Raw genomic sequence first — 14103 nt, 5'->3', positions numbered from 1 at the left:
TACGCGGAACGCGATCCATCGTCTGTGCGACCATGTGATTTCTCGTTGTTCGGTGGTATTGAAAAGCCTGTCGGCAACGGCAACTACGTGATGGATGGTTGTGGTGTGGTCGGTTTGGTGTGTGAATTTTTGTTCTGGAAGCTCTTTTTCTGGTTGGTCAGGTAGTGTTCCAGTGGTTTTTGTCGCTGTTCCGCTAGCTAATCACGACTCCGATGAGACAGCAACCGCCACGCAACCAGCCACGTACCTCCCCAACCGATTCCTTCGTCGCGTTGCTCCTCAGTCATCCACCGGCAGAGGCTTTCGGACGCCGTGTCCTTGGACCTGTGCCAGCACGCACCACATGGAAAATACGAGATTCCGGAATCGACGCTATCCTCATGGTGCGTGCGTCGGCAGGGCTGAGGAGTTTACTTCCGAAGTCCTGCCAACTATCGCGCGAGAGGCGACCGAAACGAGCGCAAGCGAGTGAGGGAGTCGGTTGGGGAGGGAATGGCCTGCGGTTGCGGTGCGGTCTTCAGTGGAGTCGTGAGTTCCTCGTCACTCTGACATCGACTCGGCAGAAACCGACGGAACAGAATCCAAATCAAACCTTGCAAAAGCAAAACACGAACGTCCGAAAAAACCCAACTCGCTACCCCAAATCCGGGTCGGTATCGACGTATCTATCAATCGTCTCGGGGGCGCGCCAATCGGTAACCAATTCCAAAAATTGCACCACCATTCGCCCGGTCGCACCCCAGACGGTATAGCCATCGACGTGGAAGAAGTGGATGACGATGTCGCCGTAATGCGGGTGGTCGCGGTGTTCGTTTTCGTAGTTCGCGGAATCGATCAACCCGGAAATCGGAAGGACGGCGATTTCCGCCACTTCGCGCTCGTCGGGTTCGTAGGTTCGGTCGGCAATTCTGGCGACGAACGGCGTGACGGCGTAGTTCGTGATGGTTCGGATATCGTCCAATCGACCGACGTATTCGGCCTCCTCGCGCCGAAGGCCGATTTCCTCGTTGGCCTCGCGCAGGGCGGTGTCCCAGAGGTCGTCGTCCTGCGGTTCCCGCCCGCCGCCGGGGAAACTCATCTGGCCGGGATGTTCCCCGAGGTGGTCGGCCCGCTTGGTGAACAGGAGATGCGGGCCGTCCGCCCGCTCGACGATGGGAACGAGGACGGCGGCGTCGCGCTTCTCGTCCGTGACCGACCGCGGTTCGTAGTCGGCCACGCGACCCAAGTCCATGTCCATTCGTTGCCCCGTCCGACCTTAATTTGCCCGGTCGCCGGTCGATTCGCCGGAGGATTCGCTGGGCGATTCTCCGAGCGATTCGTCCAATCGGTCGCGCACCTCGTCGGTCGAAACGGGTGCCCATGCTTCGAGGTCGTAGCTCACGTCCAAAAGGTGGGAGGCGCGTTCTTCGTCCGCAGTTTCGGCCTCCGAGAGAAGACGGTCTTTGACCCGCTCGCCGATTCGTTCGCGGTTGACGGGACGCTCCGGCACGTCCATGATGTGCGGTAAATCCTCGCCGTTTTCGGGGAGTGCCGGGAAGGCGACCGGGCCGGGAACCAGCACGGTTTCCGCGTCACCCGCGCCCTCGCTCCCTTCGACCGTCGCTTCCACCAGATAGTAGTCCGTCACGGCGTCCTCGATGACCGATTCGAACGCCGACTCGTTCACTTCTTTTCCCTGCTTGAACGCCAGTTCCGCGAGGGCTTCGGCCAGTTCGGCGCGCGTGAGCACGCCGAACAAATCCACCACTCCGGCGAGCTCGTCCTTCGTCTCGTCCATTATCGGGAAGGGTCGGGCCACCGATATTAGTGTTGGCGTTCGGGCAGGCGCGGTTGCGCCGCCTCCCGAACGTCGGCGGGGTCGATGGGCGCGTCCGACCACGCCGGGAGCAGGCCGCTACTCGTCTCTCTGGGCGAGCGAATCGCCCCGGCATACGTTTCGACCTGTTCGCGCTCGGCGACCGAATCGTACCGCAGGCCGTTGAATGCGGCGTCAGCGGCGTACTGCCGGACGAACCGATTTGCGGTTTTTCGATAGCGCGCCGGAAGCGCGTCGTACTCGGGGGAAACGCCGTTAGCTTCGCAGACGCGGAACAGGGCGCGTCCGACGCCGTCGCTCATTGCAGAGAGGCCGCCAGTCCCGGAAACGCCCCGATGATCGTGTTCGTACCGACCGAGGTCTACCTGTGCGGTGCCGTCGAAGCCGACCTGTTCGAACGCTTCGCCGAGGGTGCCGACTTCCAACCCCCAGTCGCGCTCGATACGGAGGTTCGACGCGAGTTCGGCGGTCACGCCGAACTCGCCCGAAAGCGCGTATCGGAACGAATCGAGATATGAGAGGATCGGTTCGTCGTTGGCTTCGCGCAGTGCCCGGACGAGCGGCGCGTAAAACAGCCGAAACAATCGTCCGTACAGCTTTCCGTCTTCGACGCGGGCGTAGTAGCCCTTCGTGAACGAAACGCCGGAATCGAGGGGAGCGAGCAGTCGCGGGACGATTTCCGAACTGTAGGTTTTCGCGTCGGCGTCGTGACAAACGACGAACTCGGAGTCGCTCGCGGCGACTCCGAGTGCAAGCCACACGTCCCGGCCCTTGCCGACCGTGCCGTCCAAGCCGTGAGTCGCCAGTAGGTCGGTCACTCGGGGACTGTTGCACCAGAGCAGGGTCACGGGCAGGTCGAACTCCGCGAGCCAATCCCGAACCGCGCCGACGCGCCCGAATGGTGCACGGAGCGGAACGACGACGTGCCCCGGTCCGACGGATTCGAGTTCCGCGAGCATCCGACTCGCAGTCACCGACCGATACTCGTGGTCGGTCATCGGGACGACCACGGCGGTACGGTCTGTGGGTGCGTCGGGAACGCGACCCGTCAGGTCGTGGAGCGTCGTCACCTGCTCCTGCACGTACTCCATTGCTGGGGGCTTAGGAGAGGGGAATGAAAAAGGGAGTGAAGTCGGCAGGAAGAGAATGGAATCGGAAGGTAGGGAATGGAGTCCGCAGGAGAAAAGGAAACCAAATCGTGCGGGAGATACATTATTATCAGTCGCTTTCTTCTCTGTGGAAGACTATGAACGCTGACGAACTTATCACCGAGCTACAAGACGCAGTAGGGGATAGCTTGCGGACTATCGCAATCGGAGACGCGGACAGCGAGACGTTCTCGATTGCATTCATGCGCGACGATATCGGCGCGCTCTACTCCGACAGCGAACGGCAGAAAATCGCCCACGACCTCGTCCTCGAAAACCTCGTCGAAGTCAGACAGGAAGACCTCTTCGAACCGCTGGGCGACCTCCAGTTTACGACTCGTGTTTTCGAACACGGCATCAACGTAATCGGTTGGGGCGGCACTCGTGGCGCGTTCATCGGACTCGACCCGGACGAAACGCTGATTCCGACGACGATACGGGCTTGTCGAACCGTGTTCGACTAGCTCGTCACCGCACCTGTCGGCAGTCGGTTCGACCGATGCAGAACGAGGAGGACGGTGAGGATGACGAACAGAGCGACGGAAAACGCACGGAACACGTCGTTGAACGCGAACCCTGCATCCCGGAGTGCCCCGACGACCGAACTCCCCGACGCCTGTACGACCATCATGATTCCGCTGTAGAGTGCGTACGCACTGGCTCGATTTTCGTCCGGAAGCGAATCCAGCATGTAGGTGTCGAGCGCCGGAAAGAGGCAGTGAATGACGTAGCCGAGCGCGATGGTGACGAGGATGATTGCGGCGAGACTCTGTACCGCGGTCATCGCCAGCAAACAGACCGCGAACGCGCCCAGAATGCTAAGCATGAGCGGAACGTGTGGCAGTCGGTCTGCCAGTCGCCCGGTGAGCCAGAACGCCGGAACACCAGCCGCGAAGACGACGGTGAGCATGGTTCTAGCTGTGCTCGGTTCCAGCCCTTTGGCTTGCAGATACGTCGGATAGAAGTTGAACAGGCCGTTCCAGACGAATCCCGTCGCGCCGATGATGGCGACCCCGCTGAGGATGATCGGCCACTGTCGGCGGAACGCCGCCCAGAGGTCGCGGTCTGCCGACCCCGCATCGGGCAGTTCGGTTCGGCGCGCGATGACGAAGAAGACGGCCGTCGTGACTGCCGCCATAACACCGACGAAGCCAACGACGCCGCGCCACCCAATCGGAGCCAACATGGCCCCGACGAACAGCGGGGCGGCGACCGCCGCAAGTTGACTCGCCGTGCCGTGAATGCCGATTGCTCGCCCGACGCGTTCGGGATACAGTTCGCTCACCAACGGATTTGCGGCGATGAAATACGCGCCGCTGGAGACGCCCATCAGAAACGCACCCACGCCGAGCATCGGAACCGAATCGGAAACCGCGGTGAATCCCGCCGAACCGGTCAGCAGGATACCAGTGCCGAGGACGACGTAATGTCGCGGAATGCGCGTGAGCAGGTACCCCGTCGGGATTCGTGGGAGGGCGCTTCCCAGCCAGACCAGTGTGGCAATGATTCCGACAGTGGCATCGCCGACAGTGAACGCATCTTTAAGCGGTTCGAGAAGCGGAGCAAACACCACCCGTGCAAAATTGACTAAAAAGACCATCGAGCTAAGCGACGCAAAGAGGCGACCACGGGACACGTAAATGGGTTTTGAGAGCGGACAGTCAAACCTTCCGAAACGGGCAAGAGAAGGCGTTAGATTGTGGTGTCTGTTCGCATTCGCCAGAGATCGGAGAAAGTGATGACCTCGACGCCCAACGTGCCGTCGATGTGCGCGAGGAGTTTTTTGTAGTCGGAGACGGACAACGTGTTGCTGTTTCCGAAGTCGTGGAAGTTCAAAATGCCACAGTTTCGATACTTTGTAACGTTATCCACGACGCGTTTTGAAATTTCTAAATCCTCGCCGATAGTGCGGGGAAGGACGAGTGGGTCGAAGCCGTAGACCCCGGTCGTGTTGACGTTGCCCGACTGATTCATCCCGCCCATGTAATGACACTTTCCGACGACGTCGAGCGCAGTGGCGTCGTAACTGTTGCCGGGGTAGACGATGAAGTTCGCGCCGCCGAACTCGCGGTCGAGGAGCCACTTTTTGTTCCGTCGGAGAATACCGTCCAATTTCGACGCAGAAATCTCGTCGAACTGAGCATCCACGCTCCCGTGTGCGACAATTTCATCACCCTTCGATTGGCGCTCGTGAAGTTCGTCAAGGGACATGAAATAGTCTTCTTCCACGGCTTTCAGTCGTGGTGGTTGCGTCAGAACAGCGGGGAAATCGTACTTGTCGTGAACCGGTGCGCCGTGTTCGTAGTAGCTCCGTTTGCCGTCGTCCCAACTCAGGATAATGTATCCTTTTTCAGGTTTCGGATGAAATCGAACGTCGTCTACCCACGCTTCTACGTCGTCGCTCGTCGCATTGGTCACCTGCAGTTTCATCCGGTCGATGTTGGTCAAATCCGGTTCGGTTTCGCTAACCTCGAACACGCCGGGACAGGTTCGGAACCACCCGATGTCGGGTGTTCGGTAGGTGATGTTACGAAGTTCCAACGCAGCTTCGTTTCCATCAGTATCGAGTAGATAGATGTAAAAACCGATTTTCGATGGCGTCGTTGTCCGTATCATCGCCGAAATGTCACGGTCGGAGAAATCCATCGGCTCGTCGAATCGCCGCTGAAGAATTACGTGATGACCGTCGTGTCCGGTCATCTTGAGGCTCTGTGACCCCGTTCGTTTCATCTCAGTGTCGGGCGTTTTCTCCCCCTCCTGTGCTTCCCACAGGTCGGGGTTTTCGAACGTGTCGAAACTCGTTCCGGGAGAACCGTACCGTTTTCTGCTGTTGTATTTCGTTCGGAGCGTTGGTTTCGGATTGATGATCGTTTCGGTCGTCTCCGTCGTTGTTCTGTCTGTTGATGTCTCCTCTGTGGTTGTTTTGGTCATCGAACGAGGAGTTTCGCTGGTGCATCCGGCGAAGAAGGCAGTAGTAGTAACACCAGCTAAAGAAAGAAACCGTCGACAAGGTGTTTTTACAGGCTTGTTGTCCATATGATCAATTACTATACAAATATTGAAAAATCTTCTTGTTAGCTATGTTCAAACCATAATAGAATTATTGATTGAACAAATTTATTGTATATAATTACTACGTGTTCCGATTTGTCGATGACTATTTACCACACAACAATGTATGGAAGATTGATGCAATCAGTCCGAAGTGGTCTACGAAAGGGGAACGTCGAGAAGGACACATACGGGCGGTTGTCGTGCTCTGTGTGCCATGAATCACTCACAACAAAAAACGACCCAAACGAGATTTTCTCGGTTCGGTCGTGTCCAGAGTGTGAAAATCAGTGGAAAGTGATATAATATTTACTTCTCATTTATTCGCCACTGAGCGCCAGCGCTACTCGAAGACGGAGTCGAAGGCGTTCGCACCCATCGGGTCGAAACGACCGGCATCCAGATTCTCCTCGACGTGCGTCACGTCGCTCGCACCGACGAGCGAACAGGTCACGCCGGGCGCACTTCGGGCGAAATTGATTGCCCGTTGGGCGGTCGTGTCGCCGTTCAGACGTTCCGCTACGTCGTCCGGAAGTTCTTCAGCGAGGTCACCTTGTGCGATGCTCGCGCTGGTCATCACGTTCAGTCCTGCTTCGTGGGCGAACCAGAGCGCGCTCTGGTCGCCCTCCGGCCCGTCTTGGGATTCGACGGTGAACGCGTCGGCCATGACGACGTTGAAGGGGAGTTGGACGACCCGAAAATGGGTCGTCGTGTTTTCTGCTGTTTTCGCCGCGTTCCTCGCCCGTGAGACGATTTCACGGAGTGAAAGATAGTCGTCGTGTCCCCGCGGAACTCGCAAACCAGTCCACGTCGCAATGCCGTAATGGCGAATATCCCCCTCCGCGGCGCGCTCTTCGAGACGAGTGAACGTGGCTTCGAGTTGGTCGTACAGTTCCTCCTCGGATTTTTCGAGCAGTTGCGTCTCCGGATTGTGGACGTAGTAGCAGTCGATAGTGTCCACTCCGAGGTTGTCCAGCGACCGATTCAGTTGGTCGTCGATGTAGTCGGGAGCGATGCAGTGACTCCCGCGAACGAGGTCGTCGCGGTCGATGAGTCCGGAATCGACGTACTCCTCTTTGACAAACTTCCCCGGATTGTCCGGTCGCTCGCCGTCGAACGGAACGAATCCGCCCTTCGTCGCCACGAACACCGATTCGCGGTCAACGTCGCTATCGGCGAGGGCCTGCCCGACCACGCGCTCGCTTCGCTGGCATCGGTAGTTGATGGCGGTGTCGATCACATTACTACCGCCCGACAGCGCCGTCGTAATCGCATCGTGGTACGCCTCGTCCACCTCGTCGGTCGGGTCGCCGAGGTAGGTTCCCACCCCGATGCTCGACACCGCGAAATCGCCGAGTTGGCGGAAGTACGTTCGTCCGAACTCGTCGCCGTGTTCGTTCCGATAGGCGTGGGTTCCGGATTCGGTGGCCATGCTTCGTGGTAGTCGATTGTGCAATAAAAGGGCGGGGTTGACGCTTTTGCAATGCTCGGCGCTTTGGCTGTTTGTTCGAGTTGGCGAGATTCATTTCGGGAAAACAGATTTAGGATGGAGGTTTTGGTAGGTTGCTAGCTACTGCCGACAACAGATAACCGCTTCCGCAACCGCCAAGTGCTTAGACAAGCCTGCCGTCAATTTCGGAAGGACGAATTTTTACCCAGAAATCGGCTGGTCAAGTTTGGATTGGGCGGGCGGGCCGTGGCCTGCCCGCCCTGCGGTTGCGGAGGCGGTTTGATTGGAGTCGGCATCAGCAGTCGTGACCGAAACGAAATCGACAGTAGTCGCCATTTCACTGACACCAGTCGTCTCGACAAGTACACGGAAATTTCCCATCCGCTAGCGAACGCGAAATTCGAAGCCCCCCACTCGCTTGCCGTCGTCGCCACCGAGGACGCTCGCCGCGCCAGCGCCGAACGAGTAGGCGATACCCTGCGCACCGACGTTCAGTCGCTCGCGTAGTGGCTGGCGCGGTTCGAACTCCTGAACTGAAACCTCCGAGACACCCAACCGTTCCGCGATTCGGTTTTCCACGTCCTCGCGCGTGCCGAGTTCGTCAACGAGGCCGAGGTCGTGGGCTTCGTCGCCGAGATAGACCCGAGCTTCCGTCTCGCGCACGGTTTCGGGGTCTAATTCCCTCCCCGCGGTGACCCGCTGGACGAAATCGTCGTACAGGCCGTCGATGAGTCCTTGGAGGTATTCGCGTTCGTCCTCGCCGATTTCCTTCAAGGGGATGCCCGCGTCCTTGTATTTGCCCGCCGCGAATCGCTCGTAGGAGAGGCCGAACCTGTCTGCCAAATCCGCGGCGTTCACCCGCGACCCGATGACGCCGATGCTCCCGACGAGGCTGGCATCCCGAGCGAACAGTTCGTCGCATCCGCTGGCAATCCAATAGCCACCGCTCGCGCACACGTCGGTCGCGTAGGCGACGGTCGGCCCGTCGAATCGTTCCGCTGCGAGACGGATGTCCTCGCTCGGAACGACTTCGCCGCCCGGCGTGTTCAACCGGAGCAAAAGTGCCTGTGCGTTCGAGTCCTCGTCGGCTTTCTCGATTTGCTCAACGATGGCGTCCGCGGGCGTTCCGCCTCCCGATGGAACGCCGCCGCGTCCGTCCCGACTGATTGGCCCGGAGACGGCGACCTCCGCCACGTCGTAGTCCGGAAATCGGTGCGCCGCGAGTCGTCCGACGAATCGCGCGCCGAGGACGGCGGAGACGATTACGAGCAGGACACCGAACAGGTCAACGAGCGAGTTCGGAACGGCGTAAAACAGCCACCACGCAACCGCGACTGTTAGCACTATTCCAACGAGAACGACGAGACGGCGTCGTCCCTGCGAGTTATTTGCCATGCGAGAAAATGCGTGTTCGACCGCGTTAAACGTTCGCCGCGAGAGAATCCGCAGAACTTAGAGCAGACCGGTCTTCTGGAGCTTCATCAAGTCCTCGGTGTCGAGGGTTTCGCCTTCCTTGAACTGCTGGTAGATTTCCTCGGCCTCGGCCTTGGCTTCTTCTCGCTCCTTGGCCTTCTCGGACTTGCGCTCCTTTTCTTCTTTCTTGTCGAGTTCGCGCAGACGCTTCTGGACGCGGACGAAATCCTCGTGGTGCTGGTCGGCGGCCTCCTGGGCCTCCACGAAGCTTTCGTGCATTTCGTCGGCGTCGTCGCGGATGTCGTCGGCCTCTCGGTAGGCCTCGATCATCTTGTTGTGGTGCTGCTGGGCGCTGTCTGCGAGTTCCGTCACCTTCTCGTGGTGGGTGCTCGCTTCTGCGCGAACCTCTTCTGCCTCTTCGACCAGTCCCTCAAGGTCGTCGCTCTGTTCGAGCTTTCCCTTGCGGCTCTGGTACTCGTCGCGTTTGGCCTCGATTTTCTCGATGAGTTCGCGCTCGTCCTCGGTGGACAGCACTTCGGTCTGCTGTTTGAACTCGAGCTCTTCGATTTCCTTTTTGAGCTGTTCTAAGTCTTTGCCCTCGTCCAGTTCGAGGTCGGACTTGCGGTCTTCAACCTGCTCGAACAGTTCGTTCGCTTCCGCGTTGAGTTCGTTGCGCAGTTTCTTGTGTTCCTGAACCTGCTCGTTCAGTTCGTCACGCTTCTCGCGGTGTTCCTGCGCTTCGTCCACCTTCTCTCGCGTCTTTGCGTTGAGGTCGTCACGCTTGGACGCACGTTTGCTCGCTTGCTGATTCAGCTCGTTCCGCCGGTCGCGGAGCTGTCCTGCGAGTTTAATGAGTTCACCTTTCGACTTGTTCTGAAGATCCTCTTCTGTTACGCTTACCATTCTTAGTTAAACCTCGGTTCCTTCCGCTCCGGTGCACGGTAGCATCGCTACTGTTCTGTGATAACCAACCAGTCGAGTATAATATTCCCGTATCATTGGTTGACGCGCGGTGCTACCGTGACGCCGGAAGCGTTCAGGTACTACCAGATATTCGGTATAGCTATTTAAAGTTTGTGCCCTCAAAATATGTGTAAACGCTTAGCACACGCCCCGTACCCCGTGGAAACGGTTGACACACGCCGAAACGGCGGTATATAAATAACAGGTAGCATATGCAAGTGATTATCGACATCTTGTGAGAAAACTCAGCGCAATAATTGCCGAAACCCGACGATGAGAGGGTTCTTCCCCACACTTTCACTTTCACTCCGGACACGGGTCGATTTAACGTAGGTAGCACGCCAACCGTGGAGTATGATTGAAACCCTGCGATGTGCGTGCGAAGCGGCTGGATGTGACCGCGACCTCGCCGAGCACCAGTTGATGCTCACGATGGAGACGAGCGCAGGAACCCGCCACGCCTACGAATGCGACTGTGGCGCGGTGACAGTCACCGTCACGAAAGGATGAGTCTGAAGTAGTCCCCCCCGGAAAGCGGGGAGTATGAAAGAAGTGATTCACGCATGCGGGCACGAGAACGTGACCGCAGAACACGCGAGTACCTTCGAAATCACCACGGACGACTTTCTCACGCCCGCCGGGGACTGCATCCTCGCCATCGAGGCTGACCGTGCCCCCGCCGATTTCGACCCAGAATTTGTCGAGGCATGCCGAAACGAAGACGCCACGATTACCATGACCATCGAAGCCGACGGCCGCGAAGAAACCGTTACTGGGCACGGTCATCCCGACCTCGAACTCGACAGCGACCGGAGCATGGTCGGTCGAACCAGCGACTACGTCGACGAGCGAACCTTCGTTCTCGGATGCGAGTTCGCCGCCGAAGGCTTCGATAGAGAACTGATTTCGGCGTTGGCGGAGGGTGCGGATGTTACAGTGACGGTGACAGTCGATTCGTAAGAAGATTGTGTCAGTATAGATGCGCTCTCGACTGCGCTTAGTCGGTGGCGCGCGGGAGTGAAACGACTCACGCGAGGGACGAGTGAGCGCAGTGAACGAGGAGGCTGGGGAGGACGAGGCATACGAGGTTTCGGAGAAATCTCGAAAGTGAGCGGTGAAACCGCGAGCAAGCGGTGGCAATATGATTGGAGCCGGAAACAGCTAGCAGTCCGGCACTGCTATTTGAAGTTCAACGAAGCTACAACGAAATCACTGTCTGGTAGTGTTCGCCGGAACCTAATTGGAAATTCAGTCCCAACCTCTGCCAATGAGCGACGACCCAGAGCCGATAGAAAACATCAGCGGGGGTGCCGAGGGTGGCGGCATCGCCGACGCCTTCGACCCCGGCGAGGCAGACACCCGCGCCGAGGAGGTCGTAGACCGACTCGGCGAACTGTACTGGCAGAAAACCTACGGCGGACAGGACGCCTTCACCTGCCTCGTCAGAACTATCTTGAGTCAGAACACGAGCGACGTGGCCAGCCAACCGGCCCACGACGACCTGATGGAAAAATACGCCGAGGACGACGCCGACCTCGCGGAAAACCTCGCCCACGCAGAACACGCCGAACTCGCAGATACGATTCGCTCGGCGGGCCTCTACAACCAGAAAGCCGACGTGCTCATCGAAGCGGGTGAGGAGGTTCTGGCAAACTACGGCAGTGCGAAGGCGTTCGACCGATTCGTGACAGAAGAAGAATCGAGCGAAGTGCGGCAAGCGCTCCTCGACATGAACGGCGTCGGGCCGAAAACAGCGGACTGCGTCCTGCTGTTTTCGGGCGGGCAGGCGGGCGTCTTTCCCGTCGATACGCACGTCCACCGAATCTATCGCCGACTCGGTATCGCGCCCGCGGACGCAGACCACGAGGAAGTGCGGGAAGTGTTAGAGCGCGAGGTTCCCGCGGAAAAGTGCGGGTTCGGGCACACAGCCAGTATTCAGTTCGGACGTGAGTATTGCTCCGCCCGCAAGCCTGCGTGTTTGGACGGGCCTGAAGCCTGTCCGATGGCGGATTTGTGCGAACAGGTCGGTGTAGATGTGGAGGGTGCGGAAGTGGTTGACCCGGCAGACGCAGACTGATTACTCCACCATTTCGTCGGTGTCCGAAACGTCCGTCACCCACATCGTCTTCTCGTTAACGAACTCGTGAATCCCGTGGTGGGCGAGTTCCCGCCCGTAGCCCGAATCCTTGACGCCGCCGAAGGGCAGTCGTGGGTCGGATTTGACGAGTTCGTTGACGAACACCATTCCGGACTCGATTTCGCGGGCGACTTCCTTTGCCTGCGTCTTGTCCTGCGTCCAGATGCTGGCACCGAGTCCGAATCGGATTTTGTTGGCTCGCTCGATTGCCTCCTCGGTGTCCGAGACTCTGAATACCGACGCGACCGGGCCGAACATTTCATCTTCGCCCGCAGGGCTTTCGTCCGGCACGTCGGTCAGAATCGTCGGCGGGTAGTACGCACCCTCCCTGTCGAGCGGTTCGCCGCCGAGTTCGAGACTTGCACCTGCTTCGATGCTGTCTTCGACCTGTTCGTGAAGGCCTTCCATCAAATCCTCACGGGCCTGCGGGCCGATGTCGGTGTCCTCGTCCATCGGGTCGCCGATGGTCATCGACTCCATCTCCTCGGTGAACTTCTCCATGAACTCGTCGTACACGTCGTCGTGGACGACGAATCGCTTCGCCGCGATACAGGACTGCCCGTTGTTGATACACCGGGCCTGTGCCCCGGTCTGTGCGGCGTCCTCGATGTCCGCGTCGGGGAGCACGACGAACGGGTCGCTCCCGCCCAGTTCGAGGACGGAGTTTTTCAGGTTCTTGCCCGCATTTTCGCCGATAGACCGCCCTGCTCCCGTGCTTCCAGTGAGCGTCGTCGCCGCGATTCGGTCGTCCGAAATAACGTCTTCGACGGTGTCGGAACCGACGAGAAGCGTGGTGAACGCACCCTCCGGGTAGCCCGCTTCCTCGAATACCTCTTGGATTGCGAGGGCACATTGGGGGACGTTCGAGGCGTGTTTCAGCAGGCCGACGTTGCCCGCCGTGAGATTCGGCGCGGCGAACCGGAACACTTGCCAGAACGGGAAGTTCCACGGCATCACCGCGAGCACCGGGCCGAGCGGTTCGTAGGAGATGTAGCTTTCTACGCCCGGTTCCGTGCCGATACGTTCGTCTTGGAGGAACTCGCCCGCGTGTTCGGCGTAGTAGTCACAGACCCACGCACATTTTTCGACCTCCGAAACCGCACTGCTGATGGGTTTGCCCATCTCCTTCGTCATTATCTCGGCGTATTTCTGCTTGTTCTCGCGTAGAACCTCGCCAGCCTTCGAGATGAGTCGCTGGCGTTCCTCGATGGGTTGTTGTTTCCACTCTTCGTAGGTTTCGTGTGCCTGTTGCAGTTTTTCCTCGACGGACCGCTCGTCGTCCGCGTCGAACGTCTCGATTACCTCTTCAGTTGCCGGGTTGAGACTTTCCATAGTCGGTGAACACCGCCGATTCCCATGTACGCTTTGGCGGGAAACGCGAGGCCGAGGAGGAGAGATATCCTAGTAAATTTAAGAATTTTTGAATGAATTAAAATTAAAGATGTGGGTGGCACACTGTGTCATGGTGTAGAGACACATGACGGACGACAAAAACGACGAAACGGACGTTCATCGGCGAACAGTTCTTTCGAACGTAGACGAAACGAAACGGCACGGAGAGACAGTCACAGACACGCGACGGGGCGTTTTACAGCGGGCGGTCGGCGTTGCAGGCGCGGCGGTGGTCTCTTCTCTCGGCTTTTCGGGCGCAGCGAGTGCGCTCTCCGGAACACCGGAAGAGCACGCAGTCGCCTCGGTCAGACAGTACGATTCGAAATCGACGGTGACGAAGACATTGGCCAGCGGAACCACCGAGTTGCGGAAAACGCTGTCGCGATCGGGATACCTCGACACTGCCTCCGCGGCGGAGTTTACAGACCTCGAACGACTCGCTGTCGGGGAGTATCTCAAAGCGGAAGAGGGCATCGCCGTCGTCGGCACCGTCCACGACGGCACGCCGACGACGAAAATCGAGGTGTCGAAGCAGGTACCCGACCACGAACTCAAAGTCGTGTTGTTCCCGAACTCGGTGAATCTTCGGCGACGCTCCGTCCCGGCGGGGATTCCTCCCGTGCATTCTCGGTCGAAGCAGGTGCTACCGAGGTGAACACGGCTTCCGACATCACGCCGCAGTGTTTCTGCCAACCGGACTGTGACGCGTGGTGGGACGGTGGCGGCCAGCGGT

16 protein-coding genes are annotated in these 14103 nt (G+C 58.7%); 6 read left to right on the top strand and 10 right to left on the bottom strand.

Going from position 1 to position 14103, the window contains the following annotated elements:
• Nucleotides 1-634: 634 nt before the first annotated feature.
• From BW974_RS03495 to BW974_RS03485, 3 genes are read right to left on the bottom strand one after another with little or no spacing between them, the layout of a single operon-like run.
• Complete coding sequence (locus BW974_RS03495) at nucleotides 635-1231, bottom strand: NUDIX hydrolase (protein ID WP_076430222.1); 597 nt, start codon at nucleotides 1229-1231, stop codon at nucleotides 635-637.
• 24 nt (nucleotides 1232-1255) lie between these two features.
• The gene (locus tag BW974_RS03490; RefSeq protein ID WP_076428012.1) at nucleotides 1256-1777 is read right to left on the bottom strand and encodes a DUF7109 family protein; all 522 of its coding nucleotides are present in this window, start codon (nucleotides 1775-1777) and stop codon (nucleotides 1256-1258) included.
• Nucleotides 1778-1803: 26 nt separating this feature from the next.
• Nucleotides 1804-2907: a glycosyltransferase family protein gene (locus BW974_RS03485; RefSeq protein WP_076428009.1), complete on the bottom strand. Its 1104-nt coding sequence runs from the start codon at nucleotides 2905-2907 to the stop codon at nucleotides 1804-1806.
• 155 nt (nucleotides 2908-3062) lie between these two features.
• Between BW974_RS03485 and BW974_RS03480 the strand changes: the two genes are divergently transcribed.
• Nucleotides 3063-3428 (top strand): DUF7522 family protein, encoded by a 366-nt coding sequence (locus BW974_RS03480; protein WP_076428007.1) that lies wholly within the window; start codon nucleotides 3063-3065, stop codon nucleotides 3426-3428.
• Here the strand turns inward: BW974_RS03480 and BW974_RS03475 are convergent.
• The gene (locus tag BW974_RS03475) at nucleotides 3425-4564 is read right to left on the bottom strand and encodes an MFS transporter (protein ID WP_076428005.1); all 1140 of its coding nucleotides are present in this window, start codon (nucleotides 4562-4564) and stop codon (nucleotides 3425-3427) included. The genes BW974_RS03480 and BW974_RS03475 overlap by 4 nt on opposite strands.
• Before the next feature lie 92 nt (nucleotides 4565-4656).
• Nucleotides 4657-5895 (bottom strand): polysaccharide deacetylase family protein, encoded by a 1239-nt coding sequence (locus BW974_RS03470; RefSeq protein WP_245799888.1) that lies wholly within the window; start codon nucleotides 5893-5895, stop codon nucleotides 4657-4659.
• A gap of 222 nt (nucleotides 5896-6117) precedes the next feature.
• Between BW974_RS03470 and BW974_RS27105 the strand changes: the two genes are divergently transcribed.
• Nucleotides 6118-6321, top strand: a complete 204-nt coding sequence (locus tag BW974_RS27105; RefSeq protein ID WP_394329561.1) for an HVO_0758 family zinc finger protein — start codon at nucleotides 6118-6120, stop codon at nucleotides 6319-6321.
• Between the two features lie 37 nt (nucleotides 6322-6358).
• Here BW974_RS27105 and BW974_RS03465 read toward each other — a convergent pair whose 3' ends face one another.
• The 4 genes from BW974_RS03465 to BW974_RS03450 form a co-directional block, all read right to left on the bottom strand.
• Entirely contained in the window at nucleotides 6359-7447 is a 1089-nt protein-coding gene (locus BW974_RS03465; RefSeq protein WP_076428001.1) for an aldo/keto reductase, read from the bottom strand.
• Nucleotides 7448-7666: 219 nt separating this feature from the next.
• On the bottom strand, nucleotides 7667-7801 hold the full coding sequence (locus BW974_RS26920; RefSeq protein WP_281247656.1) for a hypothetical protein: 135 nt from the start codon (nucleotides 7799-7801) through the stop codon (nucleotides 7667-7669).
• 48 nt (nucleotides 7802-7849) lie between these two features.
• Complete coding sequence (gene sppA, locus BW974_RS03455; protein ID WP_076427997.1) at nucleotides 7850-8860, bottom strand: signal peptide peptidase SppA; 1011 nt, start codon at nucleotides 8858-8860, stop codon at nucleotides 7850-7852.
• A 57-nt stretch (nucleotides 8861-8917) separates the two neighbouring features.
• Nucleotides 8918-9781 carry a coiled-coil protein gene (locus BW974_RS03450; protein ID WP_076427995.1) on the bottom strand — a complete coding sequence of 288 codons (864 nt, stop codon included), beginning with the start codon at nucleotides 9779-9781 and terminating at the stop codon, nucleotides 8918-8920.
• Between the two features lie 414 nt (nucleotides 9782-10195).
• On the opposite strand from BW974_RS03450, the gene BW974_RS25350 reads away from it, so the two are divergent.
• The 3 genes from BW974_RS25350 (at nucleotide 10196) to BW974_RS03440 (ending at nucleotide 11918) form a co-directional block, all read left to right on the top strand.
• Complete coding sequence (locus tag BW974_RS25350; RefSeq protein WP_162833877.1) at nucleotides 10196-10351, top strand: hypothetical protein; 156 nt, start codon at nucleotides 10196-10198, stop codon at nucleotides 10349-10351.
• A 33-nt stretch (nucleotides 10352-10384) separates the two neighbouring features.
• Entirely contained in the window at nucleotides 10385-10801 is a 417-nt protein-coding gene (locus tag BW974_RS03445; RefSeq protein WP_076427992.1) for a DUF371 domain-containing protein, read from the top strand.
• Between the two features lie 307 nt (nucleotides 10802-11108).
• On the top strand, nucleotides 11109-11918 hold the full coding sequence (locus tag BW974_RS03440; protein WP_076427991.1) for an endonuclease III domain-containing protein: 810 nt from the start codon (nucleotides 11109-11111) through the stop codon (nucleotides 11916-11918).
• On the opposite strand, the gene BW974_RS03435 is transcribed toward BW974_RS03440, so the two are convergent.
• Entirely contained in the window at nucleotides 11919-13310 is a 1392-nt protein-coding gene (locus BW974_RS03435; RefSeq protein WP_076427989.1) for an NAD-dependent succinate-semialdehyde dehydrogenase, read from the bottom strand.
• A 145-nt stretch (nucleotides 13311-13455) separates the two neighbouring features.
• On the opposite strand from BW974_RS03435, the gene BW974_RS03430 reads away from it, so the two are divergent.
• A complete protein-coding gene (locus BW974_RS03430) occupies nucleotides 13456-14025 on the top strand; it encodes a hypothetical protein (protein WP_076427986.1) in 570 nt (189 codons plus the stop codon).
• Nucleotides 14026-14103 lie beyond the last annotated feature (78 nt).

The organism is Haladaptatus litoreus (assembly GCF_900156425.1).
Classification (GTDB): Archaea; Halobacteriota; Halobacteria; order Halobacteriales; family Haladaptataceae; genus Haladaptatus; species Haladaptatus litoreus.
Note: the sequence above shows the minus strand (reverse complement) of the source record. Positions and strands in the feature narration are given on the sequence as shown.

Bases quoted from the DNA above. Each gene is read 5' to 3' on its own strand.
- BW974_RS03495 (WP_076430222.1), bottom strand. From the start codon at position 1,231: ATGGACTTGGGTCGCGTGGCCGACTACGAACCGCGGTCGGTCACGGAC.
- BW974_RS03490 (WP_076428012.1), bottom strand. From the start codon at position 1,777: ATGGACGAGACGAAGGACGAGCTCGCCGGAGTGGTGGATTTGTTCGGC.
- BW974_RS03485 (WP_076428009.1), bottom strand. From the start codon at position 2,907: ATGGAGTACGTGCAGGAGCAGGTGACGACGCTCCACGACCTGACGGGT.
- BW974_RS03480 (WP_076428007.1), top strand. From the start codon at position 3,063: ATGAACGCTGACGAACTTATCACCGAGCTACAAGACGCAGTAGGGGAT.
- BW974_RS03475 (WP_076428005.1), bottom strand. From the start codon at position 4,564: ATGGTCTTTTTAGTCAATTTTGCACGGGTGGTGTTTGCTCCGCTTCTC.
- BW974_RS03470 (WP_245799888.1), bottom strand. From the start codon at position 5,895: ATGACCAAAACAACCACAGAGGAGACATCAACAGACAGAACAACGACG.
- BW974_RS27105 (WP_394329561.1), top strand. From the start codon at position 6,118: ATGACTATTTACCACACAACAATGTATGGAAGATTGATGCAATCAGTC.
- BW974_RS03465 (WP_076428001.1), bottom strand. From the start codon at position 7,447: ATGGCCACCGAATCCGGAACCCACGCCTATCGGAACGAACACGGCGAC.
- BW974_RS26920 (WP_281247656.1), bottom strand. From the start codon at position 7,801: ATGGCGACTACTGTCGATTTCGTTTCGGTCACGACTGCTGATGCCGAC.
- sppA (WP_076427997.1), bottom strand. From the start codon at position 8,860: ATGGCAAATAACTCGCAGGGACGACGCCGTCTCGTCGTTCTCGTTGGA.
- BW974_RS03450 (WP_076427995.1), bottom strand. From the start codon at position 9,781: ATGGTAAGCGTAACAGAAGAGGATCTTCAGAACAAGTCGAAAGGTGAA.
- BW974_RS25350 (WP_162833877.1), top strand. From the start codon at position 10,196: ATGATTGAAACCCTGCGATGTGCGTGCGAAGCGGCTGGATGTGACCGC.
- BW974_RS03445 (WP_076427992.1), top strand. From the start codon at position 10,385: ATGAAAGAAGTGATTCACGCATGCGGGCACGAGAACGTGACCGCAGAA.
- BW974_RS03440 (WP_076427991.1), top strand. From the start codon at position 11,109: ATGAGCGACGACCCAGAGCCGATAGAAAACATCAGCGGGGGTGCCGAG.
- BW974_RS03435 (WP_076427989.1), bottom strand. From the start codon at position 13,310: ATGGAAAGTCTCAACCCGGCAACTGAAGAGGTAATCGAGACGTTCGAC.
- BW974_RS03430 (WP_076427986.1), top strand. From the start codon at position 13,456: ATGACGGACGACAAAAACGACGAAACGGACGTTCATCGGCGAACAGTT.